This is a genomic window from Kosakonia sp. HypNH10, from assembly GCF_029850615.1.
GTDB lineage: Bacteria > Pseudomonadota > Gammaproteobacteria > Enterobacterales > Enterobacteriaceae > Kosakonia > Kosakonia cowanii.
The window spans coordinates 220085-242147 of sequence record NZ_JAOTIU010000006.1 but is presented as its reverse complement, the minus strand read 5'-3'; the positions used below and the strand labels follow the sequence as shown (position 1 = coordinate 242147).

General features: G+C 56.2%; 19 protein-coding genes. 6 read left to right on the top strand and 13 right to left on the bottom strand.

Annotation, left to right across the window (positions count from 1 at the left end; translation table 11 throughout):
- Window positions 1–50: 50 nt before the first annotated feature.
- The 3 genes from N7V53_RS17675 to kduI form a co-directional block, all read right to left on the bottom strand.
- Window positions 51–1469, bottom strand: a complete 1419-nt coding sequence (locus N7V53_RS17675) for a sugar porter family MFS transporter (RefSeq protein ID WP_023480813.1) — start codon at window positions 1467–1469, stop codon at window positions 51–53.
- Window positions 1470–1782: 313 nt separating this feature from the next.
- The gene (kduD, locus tag N7V53_RS17670) at window positions 1783–2544 is read right to left on the bottom strand and encodes a 2-dehydro-3-deoxy-D-gluconate 5-dehydrogenase KduD (protein WP_023480692.1); all 762 of its coding nucleotides are present in this window, start codon (window positions 2542–2544) and stop codon (window positions 1783–1785) included.
- A 59-nt stretch (window positions 2545–2603) separates the two neighbouring features.
- Window positions 2604–3440, bottom strand: a complete 837-nt coding sequence (gene kduI, locus N7V53_RS17665) for a 5-dehydro-4-deoxy-D-glucuronate isomerase (RefSeq protein WP_094422984.1) — start codon at window positions 3438–3440, stop codon at window positions 2604–2606.
- 497 nt (window positions 3441–3937) lie between these two features.
- Between kduI and N7V53_RS17660 the strand changes: the two genes are divergently transcribed.
- On the top strand, window positions 3938–5113 hold the full coding sequence (locus tag N7V53_RS17660; protein ID WP_094421950.1) for an oligogalacturonate lyase family protein: 1176 nt from the start codon (window positions 3938–3940) through the stop codon (window positions 5111–5113).
- A gap of 944 nt (window positions 5114–6057) precedes the next feature.
- Here N7V53_RS17660 and N7V53_RS17655 read toward each other — a convergent pair.
- From N7V53_RS17655 to N7V53_RS17635, 5 genes are all read right to left on the bottom strand, one after another.
- A complete protein-coding gene (locus N7V53_RS17655; RefSeq protein ID WP_023480788.1) occupies window positions 6058–6738 on the bottom strand; it encodes an oligogalacturonate-specific porin KdgM family protein in 681 nt (226 codons plus the stop codon).
- Window positions 6739–7177: 439 nt separating this feature from the next.
- A complete protein-coding gene (locus tag N7V53_RS17650) occupies window positions 7178–8359 on the bottom strand; it encodes an acetyl-CoA C-acetyltransferase (protein WP_023480881.1) in 1182 nt (393 codons plus the stop codon).
- Window positions 8360–8514: 155 nt separating this feature from the next.
- Window positions 8515–9327 (bottom strand): MetQ/NlpA family ABC transporter substrate-binding protein, encoded by an 813-nt coding sequence (locus tag N7V53_RS17645; protein ID WP_023481046.1) that lies wholly within the window; start codon window positions 9325–9327, stop codon window positions 8515–8517.
- Between the two features lie 18 nt (window positions 9328–9345).
- Window positions 9346–10014 carry a methionine ABC transporter permease gene (locus N7V53_RS17640; RefSeq protein WP_023480933.1) on the bottom strand — a complete coding sequence of 223 codons (669 nt, stop codon included), beginning with the start codon at window positions 10012–10014 and terminating at the stop codon, window positions 9346–9348.
- Window positions 10007–11029 carry an ATP-binding cassette domain-containing protein gene (locus tag N7V53_RS17635; RefSeq protein ID WP_094421954.1) on the bottom strand — a complete coding sequence of 341 codons (1023 nt, stop codon included), beginning with the start codon at window positions 11027–11029 and terminating at the stop codon, window positions 10007–10009. The genes N7V53_RS17640 and N7V53_RS17635 overlap by 8 nt, the downstream gene beginning before the upstream one ends.
- A gap of 395 nt (window positions 11030–11424) precedes the next feature.
- Between N7V53_RS17635 and N7V53_RS17630 the strand changes: the two genes are divergently transcribed.
- On the top strand, window positions 11425–12795 hold the full coding sequence (locus N7V53_RS17630; RefSeq protein ID WP_279794283.1) for a pyridoxal-phosphate dependent enzyme: 1371 nt from the start codon (window positions 11425–11427) through the stop codon (window positions 12793–12795).
- Window positions 12796–12805: 10 nt separating this feature from the next.
- Window positions 12806–13948, top strand: a complete 1143-nt coding sequence (locus N7V53_RS17625) for a PLP-dependent aspartate aminotransferase family protein (RefSeq protein WP_200135174.1) — start codon at window positions 12806–12808, stop codon at window positions 13946–13948.
- A gap of 10 nt (window positions 13949–13958) precedes the next feature.
- On the opposite strand, the gene N7V53_RS17620 is transcribed toward N7V53_RS17625, so the two are convergent.
- On the bottom strand, window positions 13959–15293 hold the full coding sequence (locus N7V53_RS17620; protein WP_279794282.1) for a diguanylate cyclase: 1335 nt from the start codon (window positions 15291–15293) through the stop codon (window positions 13959–13961).
- Between the two features lie 380 nt (window positions 15294–15673).
- Here N7V53_RS17620 and N7V53_RS17615 point away from each other — a divergent pair, with 380 nt between their 5' ends.
- On the top strand, window positions 15674–16390 hold the full coding sequence (locus N7V53_RS17615; protein WP_124967355.1) for a nitroreductase family protein: 717 nt from the start codon (window positions 15674–15676) through the stop codon (window positions 16388–16390).
- Window positions 16391–16891: 501 nt separating this feature from the next.
- Here N7V53_RS17615 and N7V53_RS17610 read toward each other — a convergent pair.
- Together N7V53_RS17610 and N7V53_RS17605 are read right to left on the bottom strand one after the other, a co-directional pair.
- Entirely contained in the window at window positions 16892–18013 is a 1122-nt protein-coding gene (locus tag N7V53_RS17610) for a cupin domain-containing protein (RefSeq protein WP_279794281.1), read from the bottom strand.
- A gap of 65 nt (window positions 18014–18078) precedes the next feature.
- On the bottom strand, window positions 18079–19002 hold the full coding sequence (locus N7V53_RS17605; RefSeq protein ID WP_279794280.1) for a LysR family transcriptional regulator: 924 nt from the start codon (window positions 19000–19002) through the stop codon (window positions 18079–18081).
- A 101-nt stretch (window positions 19003–19103) separates the two neighbouring features.
- Here N7V53_RS17605 and N7V53_RS17600 point away from each other — a divergent pair, with 101 nt between their 5' ends.
- Complete coding sequence (locus tag N7V53_RS17600; RefSeq protein WP_279794279.1) at window positions 19104–20171, top strand: SDR family oxidoreductase; 1068 nt, start codon at window positions 19104–19106, stop codon at window positions 20169–20171.
- On the opposite strand, the gene N7V53_RS17595 is transcribed toward N7V53_RS17600, so the two are convergent.
- Window positions 20158–20931, bottom strand: coding sequence for a methyltransferase domain-containing protein (locus N7V53_RS17595; protein WP_279794278.1), 774 nt, complete (start codon window positions 20929–20931; stop codon window positions 20158–20160). The genes N7V53_RS17600 and N7V53_RS17595 overlap by 14 nt on opposite strands.
- Before the next feature lie 113 nt (window positions 20932–21044).
- Between N7V53_RS17595 and N7V53_RS17590 the strand changes: the two genes are divergently transcribed.
- On the top strand, window positions 21045–21824 hold the full coding sequence (locus N7V53_RS17590; protein ID WP_279794277.1) for a helix-turn-helix transcriptional regulator: 780 nt from the start codon (window positions 21045–21047) through the stop codon (window positions 21822–21824).
- A gap of 40 nt (window positions 21825–21864) precedes the next feature.
- On the opposite strand, the gene N7V53_RS17585 is transcribed toward N7V53_RS17590, so the two are convergent.
- Window positions 21865–22053, bottom strand: coding sequence for a cold-shock protein (locus tag N7V53_RS17585; protein WP_071789549.1), 189 nt, complete (start codon window positions 22051–22053; stop codon window positions 21865–21867).
- Between the last annotated feature and the right edge of the window lie 10 nt (window positions 22054–22063).

Genomic DNA, 22063 nt, shown 5'->3' with positions numbered 1-22063 from the left:
CATTAGGTTTTGTAGGCCGGATAAGCGCTTGCGCGCCATCCGGCAATTCCTCACACGCCGATATTGCGCAACTTCTCCCCGGACATCAAACGACGCTCGATATGCTCCAGCGTAACGTTTTTCGTCTCCGGCACCAGCCAGAAGGTGACACCCACAAACGCGAGGTTCAGAGCGGTATAGAGCCAGAAGGTACCCGCCGCGCCAATCGCATCCAGCAGCGTCAGGAAGGTCGCGCCGATAATCATGTTCGACACCCAGTTAGTGGTGGTGGAACAGGTAATACCAAAATCGCGGCATTTGAGCGGCTGGATCTCAGAACACAAAATCCACACCACCGGCGCGGCGCTCATCGCATACCCGGCGATACAGAGCATCGTCATCCCAACCGACACCCACGACAGGCCGCTGGACGCCGTACCGTTATCAAACTGCATCAGGCAGTAGCCGAGGATCAACGTACCAATCGCCATCACGCTAAAGCCGATTTTCAGCGCCGGTTTGCGCCCGGCTTTGTCCACCGTAAAGACGGCGATAAAGGTGGCGAACATAAAGGTCAGGCCGACCACCAGCGTGGCGATCATCTGCTCTTCCGTAGTGGTAAAACCGGCCATCTTAAAGATGCGCGGCGCGTAATACATGATGATATTCATACCGGTGAACTGCTGCATCGCCTGCAGCAGCATGCCGAGAAAGACCGCGCGGCGCACGTTGCGGTTGTTCTTGAACAGTTGAAAACCGCCCTGCTTCAACTTCAGGCTTTCACGAATTTCATTCAGCTCTTCACGCGCTTTTTCCGACGTATCGCGCAGCATGCGCAACACCTCTTCTGCTTCAATATGACGCCCTTTCTGCGCCAGCCAGCGCGGGCTGTTGGGTAAAAAGATCACGAGGATAATCAACAATACCGCCGGCAGCGCCAGCACGCCAAGCATCGCCCGCCAGTTGCCGCTGTAGCTGAACGCGGTATCGGAAAGAAACGCCAGCACAATCCCCAGCGTCACCATCAGCTGATACATGCTGATCATTTTGCCGCGCACGTTTTCGCTCGCCATCTCGGAGAGATAGAGCGGCGCGGTGTAGGAAGCAATCCCGACCGCCACGCCAAGCAGCACGCGCGAGATGAGCAGCACTTCGACGCTGGTGGCAAACGCCGAGCCGAGCGAACCGGCCACAAAAAGAATCGCCCCCACCATCAGGCTGTATTTACGGCCGAGGCGGAAAGAGAGCCAGCCGTTGAACAGCGCGCCAATCGCCGCGCCGAGCATCATGCTGCTCACCACCCACTCCTGCAGCCGGTTGCTTAAGGTGAAGTGATCGGTAATAAACGGCAACGCGCCGGCAATCACGCCGATATCAAGGCCAAACAGCAGCCCGGCGACCGCGGCGGAAACAGAGACAAACATATTCATGCGTCGGGTATCACGCAGCGCACGGGGTAAAGCGACAGAATCATTACTGAGAAAAGCCATTATTATTTCCTGCCTGCACAGAATAAGACGTTATATGAAAGTAAGGCAGCGACGGGAAAAGCGTCAGTGAGGAAAACGCGAAGATATGGATAAAATAGCTGTCAGCTACTGTTTTGTGATGGAGTTTACAATTTTGAAAATAGTGTTTAAGCGCTAAACTATTTTTAATTATCTTATTTTTAAGCATATTTTAACGCTAGCGAAATAATTAAGAGTAAATGATATGGATATTTCAATTTGTTGCGTATGGACAAACAATATGCAGATATAAAAAAACCTGCCGCAGCAGGTTCTTTTATTTATCGCGCAGGGATTAACGCGCCAGCCAGCCACCATCAACAGCGATGGTGTAGCCATTGATGTAATCAGAGGCTTTAGAGGAGAGGAACACCACCGGCCCCATCAGATCGCTCGGCAGACCCCAGCGGCCAGCCGGGATGCGATCGAGGATCTCAGCGCTGCGCTGTTCGTCGGCACGCAGCTGCTGGGTGTTGTTGGTCGCCATATAACCCGGCGCAATCGCGTTGACGTTGATGTTGTGCTTCGCCCACTCGTTCGCCAGCAGACGAGTCACGCCCATCACGCCGCTCTTAGAGGCGGTGTAAGACGGTACACGAATGCCGCCCTGGAAGGAGAGCATCGAGGCGATGTTGATGATTTTGCCGCCGTTGCCCTGGGCGATAAAGTGTTTCGCCGCCGCCTGGGACATGAAGAAGACGCTCTTGATGTTCAGGTTCATCACGTCATCCCAGTCCTGCTCGCTGAAGTTGATCGCATCTTCGCGGCGGATCAGACCGGCGTTATTCACCAGGATATCGATTTTGCCAAACTCGGCGACCGCGCGCTCAAGCAGTGCCGGAATGCCGTCGATCTTACGCAGATCGGCGGTCAGGCTCAGAAAACGGCGGCCCAGCGCGGTGACGCGCTCAATGGTTTCAGTCGGTTCAACAATGTTGATGCCGACGATGTCGCAGCCCGCTTCCGCGAGGCCCAGCGCCATCCCCTGCCCCAGACCGGTATCGCAACCGCTCACTACCGCAACTTTACCTTGAAGAGAAAATGCATCCAGAATCATGTGAGTTCCTTAATCTATCAGCGCCTGTCACGGACAGGCAGTGTGTTTGCTGCCCGCAATTAGCGCAGATCTTTTACGGCGACGTGGTCCATGTCATCAAAGACCTGGTTTTCGCCCACCATCCCCCAGATGAAGGTGTACGCGCGCGTACCGACACCTGAATGGATTGACCAGCTTGGTGAAATCACCGCTTGTTCGTTCTGCATCACGATATGACGCGTCTCCTGCGGCTGGCCCATCATATGGAATACGCAGGCATCCTCTTCCATATTGAAGTAGAAATAGACTTCCATGCGGCGTTCGTGGGTGTGGCACGGCATGGTGTTCCACAGGTTGCCTGGCGCAAGCTCGGTCAGCCCCATGCTTAACTGGCAGGTCTCCAGCACGTCCGGCACAAAGTACTTATTGATGGTGCGGCGGTTGCTGGTTAACGGATCGCCGAGGGTGACCGGAGAAACCTCCGCAGGCGTCACTTTTTTGGTTGGATAGGTGGTATGAGCCGGGGCGCAGTTGTAGTAAAACTTTGCCGGTTTCGCCGCATCAACGCTGGCGAACACCACCTCTTTCGCCCCTTTGCCGACATAGAGCGCATCGCGATGGCCGATTTCATAGATCTCGCCATCAACGGTAATGGTGCCCGCACCGCCGATATTGATTACGCCCAGCTCGCGGCGTTCGAGGAAATAGGTGACGCCCAGCTGTTTACCCACTTCACCGCCAACCGACACGCTTTTCGCCACCGGCTTGATACCGCCGACGATGATGCGATCGATATGGCTGTAAACCATAGTGTATTCATCATCGACGAACACTTTTTCGATTAAAAACTCGTTGCGCAGCCCCTGGGTATCCAGCGTTTTAGCGTGCGCGCTGTGGATGCTTTGTCTGACTTCCACACTTACCTCCGACATCAATGTTCAGCAAAATGGCCTGAGACGAAACAGAGAAACAGTGTTCCGTTTCAACTTTTGCTGCATCTTATCCCGGCTAAAACACGTTTTCAATCTTATATAAAACAACGTTTCAATTTTTATGTTAGTTATTTTCCGTTCTGGAAGTAGGATCACGATTGTTGAGCGTTGACAAGGGCTACGGGGCTTAGAAGCATTCCGGTCTATGATAATTAGTTGCTAATAATCAATTAGTTAAATCCAGCTTTGAGATTTGACAGCCGCAGCAAACTTTCTCGTTTAAAATCAAAGCCCATTATTCACGGCTGTGATATCACAATCGCTTTTATGCCCTTTCGTAATAATTTTCTTATAAATTGCGCCCGCAATCACACATATTGAAACGTCGTTTTGATAAATTGAAATCCTATTTTTAAACTTAAGCAGATATGGGGTCATGCGGGGACGCAACATGGCGGCCGGCCCCTCTACAGGAGAGAAAAATGGCGAAAGGCATGCGGGTAAAACTCAACTATGCAGTGAGCCGCGATCCGGATACCGGCGCGGAAGTGACCCGCTTAACCCCTCCGGAGGTGACGTGTCACCGCAACTACTTCTACCAAAAGTGCTTCTTTAACGATGGCAGCCACCTGCTGTTTGCCGGCGAGTTTGACGGCAACTGGAACTACTATCTGCTGGACATTGAGAATGCCGAAGCGGTGCAGTTAACCGAAGGCGCGGGCGATAACACCTTTGGCGGCTTTCTCTCACCGGACGACAGCGCGCTCTACTACGTGAAAAACGATCGCACCCTGCGCGAAGTTAACCTGCACACGCTGGCTGAACGCGAGATCTACCGCGTGCCCGAAGAGTGGGTAGGTTACGGTACCTGGGTCGCCAACAGCGACTGCACCAAACTGGTGGGGATTGAGATTGCCGCCAGCGACTGGACACCGCTCAACGACTGGCAGCTGTTCCATGACTTCTTCCATAAAGGGCCACACTGCCGCCTGCTGCGCGTTGATTTACAGACAGGCGAAAGCAAGGTGATCCATGAAGAGAAGATCTGGCTTGGTCACCCGATTTACCGCCCGTTTGATGACAATACCGTGGCGTTTTGCCATGAAGGCCCGCACGATTTGGTCGATGCACGGATGTGGCTGGTGAATGAAGATGGCAGCAACGTGCGCAAAGTTAAGGATCATGCCGAAGGTGAGAGCTGCACCCATGAGTTCTGGGTGCCGAACGGTTCGGCGCTGGTCTATGTCTCCTATCTGAAAGGCGAACAGGGGCGCACCATTTCGCGCTACAACCCGGAGAGTGGCGTCAATGAAGAGATTATGCCGATGCCGGCCTGCTCGCATTTGATGAGCAACTTTGACGGTACGCTGCTGGTTGGTGACGGCTCCGGCACGCCGGTAGATGTGAAGGATACCGGCGGCTACACCATTGATAACGACCCCTATCTCTATGTGTTCGATGTGGCGCAGAAAGGGTATTACCGCGTCGCACGCCATGACACCTCCTGGGCGACCTTTGCCAACAGCCGCCAGGTCACGCATCCGCATCCCTCTTTTACCCCGGATGACAGCGCAGTGCTGTTCAGTTCCGATAAAGACGGCAAACCGGCGCTCTATATCGCCAAACTGCCCGAGCAGCGCACCCTGCTGCAACCCTGAATTTGAGTGAGTGTTTCTGTAACTGGCCTTGCCCTCCTATGGAGGGCCTTTTTTTGCGTGCTATTTTCCGGCATCGAACCCGTAGGCCGGATAAGCGTGAGCGCCATCCAGCAATAAACTCTGCGGTAATCATGCCGGATGGCGGCGATGCCTTATCCGGCCTACATGATTCCATTCTCCGGCACTGATCCCGTAGGCCGGATAAGCGTAAGCGCCATCCGGCAACAAACTCTGCGGCAATCATGCCGGATAGCGGCGATGCCTTATCCGGCCTACATGATTCCACACTTCGGCATCGAACCCGTAGGCCGGATAAGCGTAAGCGCCATCCGGCAATAAACTCTGCGGTAATCACGCCGGATGGCGGCGATGCCTTATCCGGCCTACATGATTCTATTCTCCGGCACTGATCCCGTAGGCCGGATAAGCGTGAGCGCCATCCGGCAATAAACTCTGCGGTAATCATGCCGGATGGCGGCGATGCCTTATCCGGCCTACATGATTCCGTTCTCCGGCATCGAACCCGTAGGCCGGATAAGCGGAAGCGCCATCCGGCAATAAACTCGGCGGTAATCATGCCGGATGGCGGCTACGCCTTATCCGGCCTACATGATTCCATTCTCCGGCATTGATCCCGTAGGCCGGATAAGCGCCAGCGCATCCGGCAACAAACTCGGCGGCAATCATGCCGGATGGCGGCGATGCCTTATCCGGCCTACATGATTCCGTTCTCCGGCATCGATCCCGTAGGCCGGATAAGCGCCAGCGCCATCCGGCAATAAACTGTGCGGCAATCATGCCGGATGGCGGCGATGCCTTATCCGGCCTACATGATTCCGTTCTCCGGCATTGATCCCGTAACGCGTAAATCACGCGCGGCGCGAAGAATGATGGGCATAAAAAACCCGGCGCCAGGCACCGGGTGTTTGAAAATATTCAGAGACTCAGAAAGAGTAAGCGACACCCAAACGGAAACGGGTCTGGCGTTCGTCGGTATTTTTCACGCCCACGTTGCCGATTTCGACATACGGTGACCAGTTTTTATCAAGTTTGTACGCCAGCTTGGCATTATATTCGTTGGAGTAGTTTTTATTATTTTCACGCACCACATCTTCCGTGCTCTTGGCATATACGTAGTTCAGCTCGGTGCGGAAGTCGCCCATTGCCCAGCCCACCCACGCATCGAATTTATTGACTTTGTTATCGACCACGTTGGAATCCGGGTTACGGGTATATTCATAGCGGTAACGGCCGGCAATATAGACGCCGTTATCAAAACTGTATTGCGCATGAATATAGGGTTTATAGATCGAGAAGGTATCTTTACTTTCAATATTAAAGCCTGGTGTTAACGCAATATTCTTGGTGGCAGCCCAGCGCCAGTTGATCGACTCTTCATGACCGTTGCCGACAATCTCCGTTAACGGTTTATCAGCATCATCACCACCTGATTTCCATTTCGCTTCAACGCCAAAACCCAGTCCATTATCAAAGCGATGCGACACGGCTACGCGATCGGCGTTGGAGCCGCTGTCAATGTATTCATGACGCAGATCGACGGTAACAGCGTACGAAGCGAAGGATGCGCCAAGGAGAGTAGCAAGGGCCAGAGTTTTCTTAAACATGAGCAACCTCAACAATTAAAATTACGTTTCATTTTTATGGAATTGCATTTTATTTTTATAGTAACTTTATTTTAGTGATCTGGATCGTAAATATTTCTCTAGAAAATAGCGAAGTAAAAGCGCGTGACGAGCATCAATAAAAGTTGCCCTTTAGGGGTAAAAAAAGCGTTTAAGATCACACCGCACGCTTATTATCGAGCTTTACATAAACCCAATTAAATAACGCGCAGAGGGCGACAAGACAATGCACGCAAAATTAATAAGCAGGCTTATCAGTTGAAAATAAAATGGTCACGCAGGGGATAATGCTATTTTTAGCGATTACTTTGATTCTTAAGGCAGGAAAGAGAAGGTTTTATTTTTATTGAAACGGAAGCTGCGAGAGGGATCACAAATAATAACGTCCTCAGGACGAGGACGTTATTATCAGCAACCAGGATTAGTCACGCTCGATCGCCAGCGCGACGCCCTGGCCACCGCCAATACAGAGTGTTGCCAGCCCTTTGCGCGCCTTGCGCTTTTGCATCTCATGCACCAGCGACACCAAAATGCGGCAGCCGGAAGCCCCAATCGGATGACCGAGCGCAATCGCGCCGCCGTTGACGTTAACGCGCTTCTCATCCCACTCAAGGATTTTGCCCACCGACAGCGCCTGCGCGGCATAAGCCTCGTTGGCTTCAATCAGGTCGACATCATCCAGCTGCCAGCCCGCGCGCTCAAGGCAACGGCGCATGGCGTAAACCGGCGCAATGCCCATCAGCGCCGGGTCAACGCCCACGCTTGCAAAGGCGCGAATGCGCGCCAGCACCGGTAAGTTGAGCGCCTCTGCGCGTTCCGCGCTCATCATCAGCACCGCCGCTGCGCCATCGTTAATCGGCGATGCGTTACCGGCCGTCACCGAGCCGCTGGTTTCAAAAGCCGGGCTGAGCTGCGCCAGCGCTTCAGCACTGGCATCGGTGCGCGGCTGCTCATCGGTATCGACCAGCACGCGCTTGCCGTCGGCGCTCTGCGTCTGCACAGGGACGATCTCGTCGCGAAAACGGCCAGAGTCGATAGCCATCCGCGCTTTATGTTGCGAACTGAGCGCCCACTCATCCTGGCGCTCGCGGCTGATGCCATATTCCCGCGCCAGGTTCTCCGCCGTGACGCCCATATGGTAATCATTGAATGCATCCCATAGCCCATCATGCACCAGGCTGTCGATAAGCTGGCTGTTGCCAAGCTGCGCGCCGGTGCGGCTATCGGTTAACACATGCGGCGCGCGGCTCATGTTCTCCTGGCCACCGGCAATCACCACGTCGGCTTCGCCGCACTGGATCGCCTGCGAGGCGAGATGCAGTGCTTTCAGCCCGGAGCCGCACACGTCGTTGATGGTGATCGCAGAAACGGTATTCGGCAGCCCGCCTTTGATCGCCGACTGGCGCGCCGGGTTCTGCCCGGCCCCGGCGGTCAGCACCTGGCCCAGAATCACTTCATCGATATCCTGCGGCTGCACGCCGCTGCGCGTCAGTAACGCCTGCACCACCGCGCTGCCCAGCTCAACGGCAGAGTGACGCGACAGCGCCCCCTGAAAACAGCCGATTGGCGTGCGCACAGCGCCGACAATCACCACATCTTTCATCTCTACCCCCACGATGGCTGAACCGGGCAATAGTAGAGCATTGTTAAAAAGGTTTATCAGGGATGTTTAAAATTGGTGAGATTAATCACAGGGAATTGTACGGGGCGATCGAGGAGGCAGAGATGCGCGGCCAGGGCGACCGCGCATCAGGGAGATTAGTTGTTTACCGGAATAACCGCGCCTTTGTATTTGGTACGGATCCAATCCTGAATCTCTTTTGAGTGCAGCACGTTCACCAGCGCCACGATATCTTTCTTCTTCTCGTCGCCGCGATGCACGGTAATGATGTTGGCATACGGGTTATTTTCACCGCTCTCGACGGCAATCGGATCGTGAACCGGGTCGAGACCGGCATCAATCGCGTAGTTGGCGTTGATCACCACCGCGTCGCCTTCATCGTTGTTGTACATCTGCGGCAGCAGCGCCGCTTCAACGTTCGGCAGGAACTTCAGTTTTTTCGGGTTCTCAACGATATCGTCAATGCGCGCCGTCACTTTATCGATGCCCGGCTTCAGCTTGATGACGCCCTCTTTTTCAAAGATAGAGAGAATACGCCCCTCTTCAGAGACCGCGTCACGCATGATGATTTTGCCGCCTTCCGGCAGATCTTTCAGCGACTTGTATTTTTTGGAATAGATACCAATCGGCTCAATATGAATCGCACCGGCGCTAACGAAATCATAGGTTTTATCGCCAGCGTGATCTTTCAGCACGCTGTTCAGGTACGGGATGTGCTGGAAGTAGTTGGCATCGATTTCACGACCCGCCAGCGCGGTGTTCGGCAGGATGTAATCCTGGAACGGTTTGATCTCCAGATCGATGCCCTGCTTCGCCAGAATCGGCTTCGCCTGCTCAAGGATTTCCGCGTGCGGTACGTTAGACGCACCAACGGTCAGCGTATCGGCCCAGGAGGAGAAACTCAGCACGCTGAGGGTGGCTGCGGCAATCAGTGTCAGTGTCTTTTTCATGTTGTTGGTTTCCAATAGTTATCGTTTATCTAACAGAGAGGTAATCACGTCGCCGCAGAACTGGATGATGAAGACGATGATAAGAATGGTCACCGTCGCCACCAGCGTGACGTCGTTATGGTTCCGCTGGAATCCTTCCAGATAAGCAAGATTGCCCAGGCCACCTGCGCCGATCACCCCGGCCATGGCGCTGTAGCTCACCAGCGCAATCAGCGTCACGGTAATACCGGAGACCAGCGCAGGCGATGATTCGGGAAGCAGCACCCGAAAGACTAAGGTGCTGAGACGCGCGCCCATTGAGCGCGTCGCCTCAATGACCCCTTTATCCACTTCGCGCAGCGCAATCTCCACCAGCCGCGCATAGAACGGTGCCGCGCCGACAATCAGCGCCGGTAGCGCCGCGTTAGCACCGAGAATCGAGCCGACAATCGCCTTGGTAAAGGGGATTAACAGCACAATCAAAATGATGAACGGAATCGAGCGGAAGACGTTTACCAGAATCGAGATGACGCTATAGAGCGCGCGGTTCTGGAACAGCCCGCCGCGCGCGGTGAGAAACAGCGCCAGCCCAAGCAGAATGCCCAGCACGAAGGTTGCCGCGCCCGAGAGCGCCGTCATATAGAGCGTCTCCTGCGTTGCCGCCCAGAGTTGCTCCCATTTCAGGTGCGGAAAAAGTGATTCAGCCATGGGTCACGACCTCGCTCTCAATGTTGCTCTTGCCGAGATCGGTAAGAATGTTGTTCAGTTGTTCCGGAGTTGCCACCACGTGCACCCATAATTGCCCAAATACGCCATGCGCGGTTTGCGACATCTTGCCGTGCAGAATGTTAAACGGCAGGCCGTAGCGCAGCGTCAGTTCGCCGACAATCGGCTGATGGGTGCTGTGGCCGGTAAAGGTGAGCTTAATCACCGTGCCGTCGAGATCGCTGTTCAGATCCGGGTTGAAGGTTTCCTCTTCTTTATACTGGCTCACCTGGCGCACAAACTGCTTAGTGATCGGCTGCTGCGGATGGGTAAAGACCTGCAATACATCGCCCTCTTCCACCACTCTGCCCTCTTCCATCACCGCGACGCGGTCGCAAATCTTGCGCACCACGTGCATTTCATGGGTGATCAGCACAATCGTCAGCTTAAAGCGGCGATTGATATCAAGCAGCAGGTCGAGGATCTGATCGGTGGTTTGCGGGTCGAGCGCCGAGGTGGCTTCATCGCAGAGTAATACATCGGGGTTGTTTGCCAGCGCGCGGGCAATGCCGACACGCTGTTTCTGCCCGCCGCTCAGCTGCGACGGATAGGCATTTTCACGCCCTTTCAGCCCCACCAGCTCAATCAACTCGGCAACGCGCGCGTTGATCGCTTTCTTCGGCGCACCGGCGATCTGCATGGAAAAGGCGATGTTCTCGCTCACCGTGCGCGACCATAAAAGGTTGAAGTGCTGAAAGACCATGCTGATCTTCAGACGCGCCTGGCGCAGGGCTTCGCCGCGTGCGGCAGCAATATCCTGGCCGTTAATCACCACGCTGCCGTTGGTCGGCTTTTCCAGCCCGTTGAGTAAGCGGATCAGCGTACTTTTTCCCGCACCGCTGTAACCGATAATTCCATAAATTTGCCCCTGCTCAACCGTCAGATTGACGTTGTCGACGGCGGTAATCGATGCCTTTCCCTGGTCGAAGATCTTGGAGATATTCCTGAGGACGATCATGCGTTGGTATTTTCCGTTTGGCGGTTTAGCAGTATGGATGTCCAGATGATAATAATCAGCCAGCGTTATAATACAAATAACCAAATAGACATTAGATATAGCAGAAAGCGCTAAAAGCGTTATAACGCGGCGTCGCAAACTAAGAATTTATTCAGTATAAGATTGCCGAAAAACGCATAACAGCGGCGAAAGAGTGAAGAAAAAGGGAGAAAAAGCGTTTAAAAAGCGCAGTTTTAGCGATACATCCATCCAGACGACTGCACGGCTTGCCGCCCCGATGGCTAAACAGTGCTTTATATTTCCATTCGTTCTAAATACCAAACAAAGATTCTTTAAACGCGTAAAAAGAGAGACCTATCATCCGCTCACTTCCCTGATTAGCGAGCAAATGGGTTATGTCACTTTTTCATTCAGTAACTGAATTAATTGGTAATACACCGCTGCTGCAACTGCACAAATTACCGACCGGGCCGTGCGAACTGTTTTTAAAACTGGAAAACCAGAACCCCGGCGGCTCAATAAAAGACCGCGTCGCGCTATCAATGGTCAACGAAGCCGAGCGGCAAGGCGTACTGGCACCGGGCGGAACGATTATCGAAGCCACGGCGGGCAATACCGGCCTGGGGCTGGCGCTGATCGCCGCGCAAAAGGGCTACTCGCTGGTGCTGGTGGTGCCCGACAAAATGAGCCGCGAGAAGATTTTCCACCTGCGCGCGCTGGGGGCGAAGGTGGTGATCACCCGCTCCGATGTGAATAAAGGCCATCCGGCCTATTACCAGGATTATGCACGCCGTCTCGCCGACGAGACCCCCGGTGCGTTCTATATCGACCAGTTTAATAACGCTGCTAACCCGCTGGCGCACGCCACCTCTACCGCGCCGGAACTCTTCGCGCAGCTGGAGGGGAAAATCGATGCCATTGTGGTGGGCGTCGGCTCCGGCGGGACGCTCGGCGGGTTGCAGGCATGGTTTGCCGAACACTCTCCCGACACCGAATTTGTGCTCGCCGATCCGGCAGGCTCGATCCTCGCCGACCAGGTGGAAACGGGGCGCTACGGCGAACCCGGCGCGTGGCTGGTTGAGGGGATCGGCGAAGACTTTATCCCGCCGCTGGCGCAGCTCGACGGCGTGCGCCAGGCGTTTCGCATTAGCGATAAAGAGGCCTTTGCCACCGCGCGCCTGCTGCTGCAACAGGAAGGCATTCTCGCTGGCTCTTCTACCGGCACGCTGCTGAGCGCGGCGCTGCGCTACTGCCAGGCGCAAACTTCGCCGAAGCGGGTCGTCACCTTTGCCTGCGACAGCGGCAATAAATACCTCTCAAAAATGTTTAACGATGACTGGATGCGCCAGCAGGGTTTGCTGACGCGCCCGTCGCAGGGCGATCTGACGGACTTTATTGCGCTTCGCCATGACGAAGGGGCAACGGTGACCGCCTCGCCCGACGACAGCCTTGCAACGGTGCTGGCGCGCATGCGGCTGTATGACATTTCGCAGCTCCCGGTGCTGGAAAACGGCCAGCTTGTCGGGCTGGTTGATGAGTGGGATTTGATAAGCCATGTGCAGGGCGACAGCGAGCGTTTCGCCCTGCCGGTGAAGGCGGCGATGACCCGCAATCTGGAAGTGCTGGATAAACACGCCCCGGAAAGCGCCATGCGTGACATTTTCGACCGCGGTCTGGTGGTGGTGATCACCGATAACGGCCGCTTTGTCGGCCTGATAACCCGCAGCGATGTCTTAACAACCTGGCGTAATCGACTGGAACAATAAGGAACACGAGATGAAATTACTGGCTACGCAGAGCGTCCACAGCGGCGTTTTTCACGACCAACACGGCGCGGTGATGCCGCCGATTTACGCCACCTCCACCTTCGCGCAACCCGCGCCGGGGCAGCATACCGGCTATGAGTACTCGCGCAGCGGCAACCCCACCCGCCACACGCTGGAAACGGCGATTGCCGAGCTGGAGGGCGGAACGCGCGGCTACGCTTTTGCTTCCGGGCTGGCGGCGATCTCCACGGTGCTGGAGCTGCTGGATAGCGGCAGCCATATCGTGGCGATTGATGATGTTTACGGTGGTACTTATCGCCTGATCGAAAACGTGCGGCGGCGTAGCGCCGGGCTTGAGGTGAGCTGGGTGAAGCCGGACGATCTGGCCGGGCTGGAAGCGGCAATCCGCCCACAAACGCGGATGATTTGGGTCGAGACGCCGACCAACCCGCTGCTGAAGCTGGTCGATCTGCAACAGGTTGCGGCCATCGCCAGACGCCATAACGTGCTGAGCGTGGCGGATAACACCTTTGCCTCGCCGGTGATCCATCGCCCGCTGGAACTAGGGTTCGACATTGTGGTGCACTCCGCCACCAAATATCTTAACGGGCACTCCGATGTGGTCGCAGGCCTCGCGGTAGTGGGCGATAACCCGGCGCTTGCGGAGAAGCTGGGCTATTTGCAGAACGCGGTCGGCGGCGTGCTTGATCCCTTCAGCAGTTTCCTGACCCTGCGCGGTATCCGCACCTTGTCCCTGCGCGTTGAGCGCCACAGCAGTAACGCGCTGGCGCTGGCCCGCTGGCTGGAGCAGCATCCACAGGTTGAAAAGGTGTGGTTTCCGTGGCTGGAGTCGCACCCACACTATCAGCTGGCGCGCAAACAGATGGCGCTGCCGGGCGGCATGATCTCGGTGGTGGTGAAAGGGGATGACCCGCGCGCGACGCAGATCATCCAGAAGCTGAAGCTGTTTACGCTGGCAGAGAGCCTCGGCGGCGTAGAGAGCCTAGTGAGCCAGCCTTTCAGCATGACTCACGCCTCCATTCCGCTCGAACAGCGGCTGGCGAACGGCATCACTCCACAATTGATCCGTCTATCGGTGGGAATTGAGGATGAAGCGGATCTGATTGCCGACTGGCAGCAGGCTCTGTCGTAACAGAGCGCCGTCAAGCGCCCTGAGAAGTGGTCGGCATATCTCTGGCAGAGACCACCTGATTGCGGCCCTGCTTTTTCGCAGCGTAGAGCGCGGTATCCGCCCGGTGAATTAACCCGCTGGCAATCATATGCAGCGGTTTTTCATCAACAGGCAGGAGATCGCCTTGCAGGGTCGCAACGCCGATGCTGATGGTCAAAAAGCCGGTCGGGCTGGCGGCGTGCGGACGCCTGAGGGCGCTAATATCATGCCGCACCCCTTCGGCGACGCGCATCGCCTGCGCGAGGCTGGTGCCGGGCAGGATAATCAAAAACTCCTCCCCGCCGTAGCGGCTGACATTGTTGTTGCTGCGCAGCCGCGCCGAGGTCAGCGTAGTGGCCACCAGCCGCAGGCAGTCATCCCCCGCCTGGTGGCCCTGCGAGTCGTTGTAGTATTTGAAATAGTCGATATCTGCCAGGCAGACCGAGAGCGGGAACCCCTCCTGCAGCGCGCGGTTAATCTCCTGCAACAGGCGCTCATCCATATAGCGGCGGTTAAACAGCCCGGTCAGGTGATCGTGCTGGGCATACTGCTGCAACACCTTATTGGCGTTTGCCAGCTTCTGCTCCGCCAGGCGACGCTCGGTAATATCGACCCAGGTAACCGACAATCCGACCACAATGTCCATCGCGTCGCGCACCGGTACTGCCTGGATATCGTAACTGCGCTCATGCCAGCTCAGCTCACGCGATGGCGGCACGCCACCCGCTTTGGCTAAGGCAAAATCGGCAACGAAGAAGGGCCAGAACGCCGGCATCAGCTGCTGAAAATGGCAATGGGTATCTTTTGGCGCACTGTCGCCGAGCAGTTTCGCCATCGCTTTATTGAACATCACCAGATGCCCGCGGCTGTCGATCATGCAGAGCGCCACGGCGGTGGTGTCGTAAATGGTCTCCAGTTGCAGCACACGTTCGCCGAGGTTGGAGATATTTCTGTCGATACCGCGATAACCGCGCAGCTCGCCCTGCTCATCAAAAAGCGGAACGCCGCTGGTCTCCAGCACCACAATGCCGCCATCGGCGCGCTGGTTGCGGTTGACCAGCCCGGAAAAGGCGCGCTTTTCCGCCACGATGGCACCAAATGCCCCGGCGACGCGCTCGGCTTCGCCAGGCGGCATAAAATCGAAAGGCGTTTTGCCAATCACCTCTTCCGGGGAAACACCCAGGAGATCCGTCACCACGTCTGACGACCAGGTGTAACGCCCTTGTGCATCCACTTCCCAGACCCAGTCCGAATTATTATTTAATAATTCAAACAGATGCCTGATCTCTTCATCCCTGTGATCGTGCTCTTTTTTATCATTATTCATTTCATTGGTTCCGCATGACCCACTATGCGCTCAATAACAGCTGGAGAAGGTGATGAAGGGGTGAATCATTGACTTCATAAATACTTGCCATCGCTCTACACTGCACAAATGCAGGATGAAAGAGAAGATGGCTCGCCACAGATTTGCGTAAAAAAAAGCGTCAGAGGCGGCTTTTTTGCCGGGCAAACGGCTCCGTTCGCCGCGACGGATAATAATAGCTGACGGCAAATGACTCCGTTAAACTTTTCACTGAGCGCGCACGGAGGGCGGCGTAAAATGCCGCGCTTTCTTTCATCTGTTTGCTGAATGGAATCTTATCGGCATGTGTTGAGATAACTTTGCTACTTTCCCCGTTACTGCTCAGAACAGGAGCGCTGTTTATGGATCCGTTTCAGCAAATATTGAAGTCGACTATCGCCCGTACAGAGGTGGTTCCGCCCGCCGTAGCGCCGCAAGCGTTGCTGGAAACGGTATTCAACGTACAGACCCTCGTTCCGCCCGTGGAGATGTTCCTCGCGCTGGCGAAGGCGCGCCGCTCGATCTACGCGCTGGGGAAAGATCTGCCGGTATCGCACGAAGAGGCGATCGCCACGATCAAGGAGGCGATCCGCCAGGCACCTTCGGCGTTTCATTCGCAAACCTCACGCGCGCTGATCCTGCTCGATCATGAGCATGAACGCTTCTGGGAACTGGTGCGCGCGCAGATGCGCAATGTGATCCCGGCGGAGAGTTTTCACGCCACCGCCGATAAGCTCGATGGCTTCAGCGCGGCGGCCGGCACGGTGCTCTTTTTTGAGGATCAGGAGGAGGTAAGCCACCTGCAGCGCCAGTACATTGCCTATGCCGAGCATTTTCCCGTTTGGTCAGAGCAGAGCAGCGGCATTGCGCAATACGCGGTTTGGCTGGCGCTGGCGGAGAAAAAGATTGGCGCGAATTTGCAGCATTATCACCTGTTGATTGATGCCGATGTGCGCGCAACGTGGAATATTCCCGAGAGCTGGACGTTACGCGCCGAGATGAATTTTGGTGCCATCCTCGCGCCTGCGGAGGAGAAGACGTTTATCGACGATGAGAAGCGTTTTATTGTCGCCAGATAAGTGTAGGCCGGATAAGGCTGTAAACCGACATCCGGCACCTGCACAACGGCAAAATGCCGGATGGCGCTGCGCTTATCCGGCCTACGCGTAACTGCGTGAAATGTGCTTATCTGACCTACGCGTAACCGCCTGGAATGTAGGCCGGATAAGGCTGAAAGCCGCCATCCGGCACCTGCACAACGGTAAATTGCCGGATGGCGCTGCGCTTATCCGGCCTGGGCGTGGCTGCGTGAAATGTGCTTATCTGACCTACGCGTAACTGTCTGGAATGTAGGCCGGATAAGGCTGTAAGCCGCCATCCGGCACCTGCACAACGGTAAATTGCCGGATGGCGCTGCGCTTATCCGGCCTGGGCGTGGCTGCGTGAAATGTGCTTATCTGACCTACGCGTAACTGTCTGGAATGTAGGCCGGATAAGGCTGAAAGCCGCCATCCGGCAACTGCACACGGGCAAAATGCCGGATGGCGCTGCGCTTATCCGGCCTACGCGTAACTGCGTGATTAATCCTCGAAATACCAGTAACCCTGATTGACCAGCCAGGTCAGCTCGTCGGCAAAGGCCGGGTTATCCAGCGCGCTGCCCAACTCCTGCACGCCAATGGTGGTGTAACGACACAATGCATCGGCGGCTTGCGGCTCGGCGGTCTCCAGACATTCGCTATTGATAAAGAAACGATCACCGACGCGCAGGGCGCGCAGCCCGCTGAGACGCGTTAACCTCTGCCCCTCTTTCAGTGCGCCGATCACCTCATCGACCGGGTAATCATCCGGCTCCGGTGCAACATCCAGTTCATGACGCGGCGTGGTAATAAAGCTGCCAAACCAGCGGGTGAAGTGCTCAGGATCGTTGATCATCGAGACCATCATATTGCGCACGCGCTCCAGCTCGTACTCCTCAACCCGGCCAGTATGTTCACGGCAGGTGAGATCCGGATCGCTGTAGTGTTCGCCGCCAAGATCGTTTTCCAGCGCGTAATCCGCAAAGCTGCTGATCAGATCGCGGCCGTTCGGCCCACGAAAACCAATCGAGTAGTTGAAAGCAGTCTCATGCGTAAAGCCATCGTGCGGAAAACCGGGTGGGATGTAGAGGATATCGCCCGGGGCAAGCTCTTCATCAATGATGGGCTGGAAAGGATCGACATGCAGCAGCGCCGGATGCGGGCAGAACTGGCGCATCGGCAGCTTATCGCCCACGCGCCAGCGGCGGCTGCCCATCCCCTGAATAATAAAGACGTCGTACTGGTCGATATGCGGGCCAACGCCGCCGCCCGGCACGGAGTAGGAGATCATCAGATCATCAAAGCGCCAGGCGGGCAGCACGCGAAACGGCTCCACCAGCTCGGCGGAGGGCGCATGCCAGTGGTTAACCGCCTGTGCCAGCAGGGACCAGTCGCGTTCGCCTAAATGATCGAACGTCTCGAAGGGGCCATTCCACGCCTGCCACTGGCCGTTGACGTGGCTGACAATGCGGCTGTCGATCTCCGGCTCCATCGCCAGGCCTGCCAGTTCATCGGGCGAAATCGGGTCGACAAAATTGGTAAATGCGCCTTTCAGCACCACAGGTTGCTTCTGCCAGTACTTCTCAAGAAATTCCGGCCAGTTGAGGTTGAGTTGGTAAGCCATAGATCCACACCAGTGAGAAGGGAAACGGCGCTGATTATAAAAAGAGAGCGCCCTCCTCCGCCTTGTCATGGGTCAAGAGCAAGCGGCGGCGCGATAACTAATTGTTCAAGCGCGCTTAACAGAGCATCGACTTTTGGCAGCAGCTGTTTACGCCGCGGCCAGACCAGGCTGAGCGGCAACCCATCCGGCTGCTGGTGCGGCAGCAGGATGACCAGCTCACCGCGCGCTAACTGCTGATGCACCAGCCAGGTAGGCATCTGCCCGACGCCCAGCCCGGCGCAGAGCGCGTGGCGCTGCGCATCCACATCGCCCAGCGTCATGCGGTAAGGCACGTTGCGCCACTCCGGGTGCCCATCTTCCGTCAGCAATAGCCAGGGTTTGCTGCTGCCATCGACGCGTTCATAGAGGATCGCCCGGTGGCGGAGCAACTGCGCCTCGTTTTGCGGCGTGCCTTCCCGGCGCAGATAGTCCGGCGAAGCGCAAAAGACCATCTTTTCCCGCCCAAGCTGCCGGTGACCAATCGACACAGGCAGATCGCCGCCCAGGCCAATGCGCACCGCCACATCAATCCCCTCATCAAAGAGATCCACAAAGCGGTCGGAGAAGGTGATGCTGAGATCAATCTCCGGGTGCTGCTGGCAAAAGGGGATCAGCACGGGCATCACGCCGAGCCGCCCGTAGGTGGTCGGCACCGCCAGCCGCAGGCGGCCAGAGGGAATAGAGCGGTGCGCCGCCAGCACCGATTCGGCTTCCGCCAGCTCTTCAAGGATGCGAATGCAGGTCTGAAAATAGGCCTGCCCGGCATCCGTCAGCGTCAGGCGGCGGGTGGTGCGCTCCAGCAAACGCGAGCCGAGGCGCGCTTCCAGCCGGCTGATGCTTTTGCTGATTGCCGAGCCGGTCAGATGCAGGCGCTCTGCGGCCGCGGCAAAACTTCCCTCTTCGACGCTGGCGACAAAGGGGACGATATCTTTCAGGCGTTGATCGCTCATGACATTACTGAATTGAGGTTATGAATGATGTGAATTAATAGCAGAGATAAGAATTAAATTCTCTATTAGGCTTTAAAGCTGATAAAGAAAAGGAGCCCCCTATGCAAAAACGTGCATTGATAGTCGGTATTAGTGGCGTGATTGGTCGCGCGCTGGCAGAACAACTTAAAGGCGAAGGGTGGCAGGTCAGCGGCCTGTCGCGCGGCCGAGGTGCAATCCCGGACGGGTGCGAAAGCCTGACCGCCGATCTGACAGATGCGGCGGCGGTTAACGAGGCGCTGAAAGAGGTGCAGGTTGATGCGCTTTTCTTCAGCGTCTGGTCGCGCCAGGAGAATGAGCAGGCCAATATCCGCGTTAACGGCGCCATCGTCAAAAACGTGATTGAGGCGCTCGGCGAGCGGCTTAACGGCAGCCACGTGGCGCTGGTTACCGGCCTGAAACACTACCTTGGCCCCTTCGAAGCTTACGGTAAAGGCGCGGTGCCGGTCACGCCGTTCCGCGAGGAGCAGGGTCGCCAGCCAGTGGAGAACTTCTATTACGCGCAGGAAGATGAACTCTTTGCTGGCGCAGAAAAATATGGTTACCGCTGGAGCGTCCATCGCCCGCACACCATCATCGGCTATGCCCTCGGCAATGCGATGAATATGGGCCAGACGCTCGCCGTCTACGCCACGCTGTGCCGTGAAAAAGGCTGGCCGTTTATCTTCCCCGGCTCACCCGAGCAGTGGAACGGGCTGGCGGATGTTACCGATGCCGGTTTGCTGGCCGAGCAGCTGAGCTGGGCGGCACAGAGCGAGCAGGCGGCGAACGAAGATTTCAACGCGGTGAATGGCGACGTGTTCCGCTGGAACTGGCTGTGGCCGAAGCTGGCAGCCTATTTCGGTATTGAAGCGGCGGCCTACCCGGCAAGCATGATGCCGCTGGAAAACCGCATGCAGGAGGCGCAGGCAGCCTGGACGGAGATCGCCGAAAAGTATCAGCTTCGCGAGGCGGATATCAGCAAACTGGCTTCCTGGTGGCACACGGATGCCGACCTCGGTCGCCCGATGGAAGCCTTCACGGATATGAGCAAAAGCCGCAAAGCAGGCTTCACCGGCTACCGCTCAACGCCGGACTCCTTCTTTGCACTGTTTGACCGCCTGAAGCAGGAAAAGATTATCCCGCGTTAATGTTTTGCGCCTGAAACATCAGGGTATCGGAGGTGAAACTGCCCTGCTCGTCGAGAGCGAAATGGCTTTTCACCTCATCCGAGGTGGTCTGTTGCAGATAACGGATCGCCGCGCGCAGCACCTCCGGGGTTTGCATACGCTCAACCCAGGAGGTGTACTCCAGCGCCAGGCGGCCGGTGACCAGCTTCTCCACCAGCAGGCCGTTTTGCTGCGTCATCTGCAACCACTCCCCCGGCGAGTAGTTGCGAACATGGGAGGGATCGCGCAGCACTTCTATGGTTTGCAGCCAGATATCCAGCACCGGACGGCCCGGCGAGGTGATATCCATCAGGATAAATTTGCCACCGGGTTTCAGCACGCGCTGCACTTCACGTAACGCCTGCGGCACATCGTGCCAGTGGTGCGCCGAGTAGCGGCTTATCACCACATCAAATTCGCCTTCAGCAAAGGGCAGCGCTTCTGCCGCGCCGTGAACGGTGCGCAGGTTGCTCAACTGCCGATCGCTGGCGGCCTGGCGCACAACGGTCAGCATCTTCTCTGATAAGTCATACGCGGTGACATCGCGCACCACGCCTGCGGCAACAAAACTGGCATGCCCTGCGCCGCAGCCTAAATCCAGCACCGACGCCGCCGGGTTTTCACCCAGCCACTGCGCCAGGCGCTCTAAATCCTCCCCCTGCGAATGTACCTGGCTGCTTAAATAGGCCTGCGCCCGATCGCCAAACTGCTGCTGCGTTAACTGATGATGATTTACGGCCATGCTCTTTTTCCTTTTCGTGATGGGTGACGACAAACCGGCTCAGTTGCGACTGTACGACCCTTTTTATAGGGGTACAATATGGCTACTTATACTGGTATTAACGGGTACCACGCATGGAAAATACTCTGTTTGCCGGGCCAAAAGCGCTGGGCGAGTTCTTACGATCCCAGCGGGAAAACACCCTGCCTGCGGATATTGGCCTGCCCGCGCAGGGGCGGCGGCGCACGCGAGGTTTACGGCGGGAAGAAGTGGCGCAGCTCAGCGGCATCAGCACGACCTGGTATACCTGGATTGAGCAGGGGCGCGATATCGTTGTCTCGCCGCAAACCCTGTCGAATATCGCCAACGTGTTGAGAATGAAGCCAACCGAGCGAAATTACCTCTTCCATCTGGCGCGGCAGAACGATCCGCAGGAAGAGCACGTGGTGACGGTGGAAAAAGAGGTGCTGGCCTCGGTGCAGCAGATGGCGTGCCCCTGCTATCTGCTCGATTTAACCTGGACGATGCTGGCGTGGAATAAGGCAGCCGAAGCGCTTTTCAGCGGCTGGCTGGACAGCGATCCGCAGCCGAATATGATGAGTTTTATGTTCCGTCATCCGCTGGCGCGCACGCTGGTGGTCGACTGGGATCCGCGCGCCAGCCGCATTGTGGCGGAGCTGCGCGCCGATGCGATGCACTATCCGCACGATCAGGCCCTGAATAGTTTTGTTGAGAGTTTGCGTAGTGAAAGCGAGCTGTTTCGCACCTTCTGGTCGCGCCAGCAAGTGGTGGTGCGCGAAGGCGGCGAGCGGGTGTTTATGCATGCACAGCGCGGAGAGCTGCACTACCGGCAGATGACCTGGCAATTAACCAGCAACCGCTCGGTAAAAATGATTATGTTAGTCGGGGAGTAAAAAAGAGGCATAAAAAAAGGCCAGTAAACTGGCCTTTTTATTATTTACGGAATCCCATCGTAACGTGGTTTGACTGCATAATCGCGGCGATATTATCAAATGTCATCATTGCTGATTTGCAAAAAATACATTTGGCACCGGCCGGGTTTTTCTCAGTCACGTCAAAATTGGAGACTCTGTATTGCGACCCGTGACAGCACGGGCAGCGGAAATGGATATGGTTCGTAATAAAATCGTCC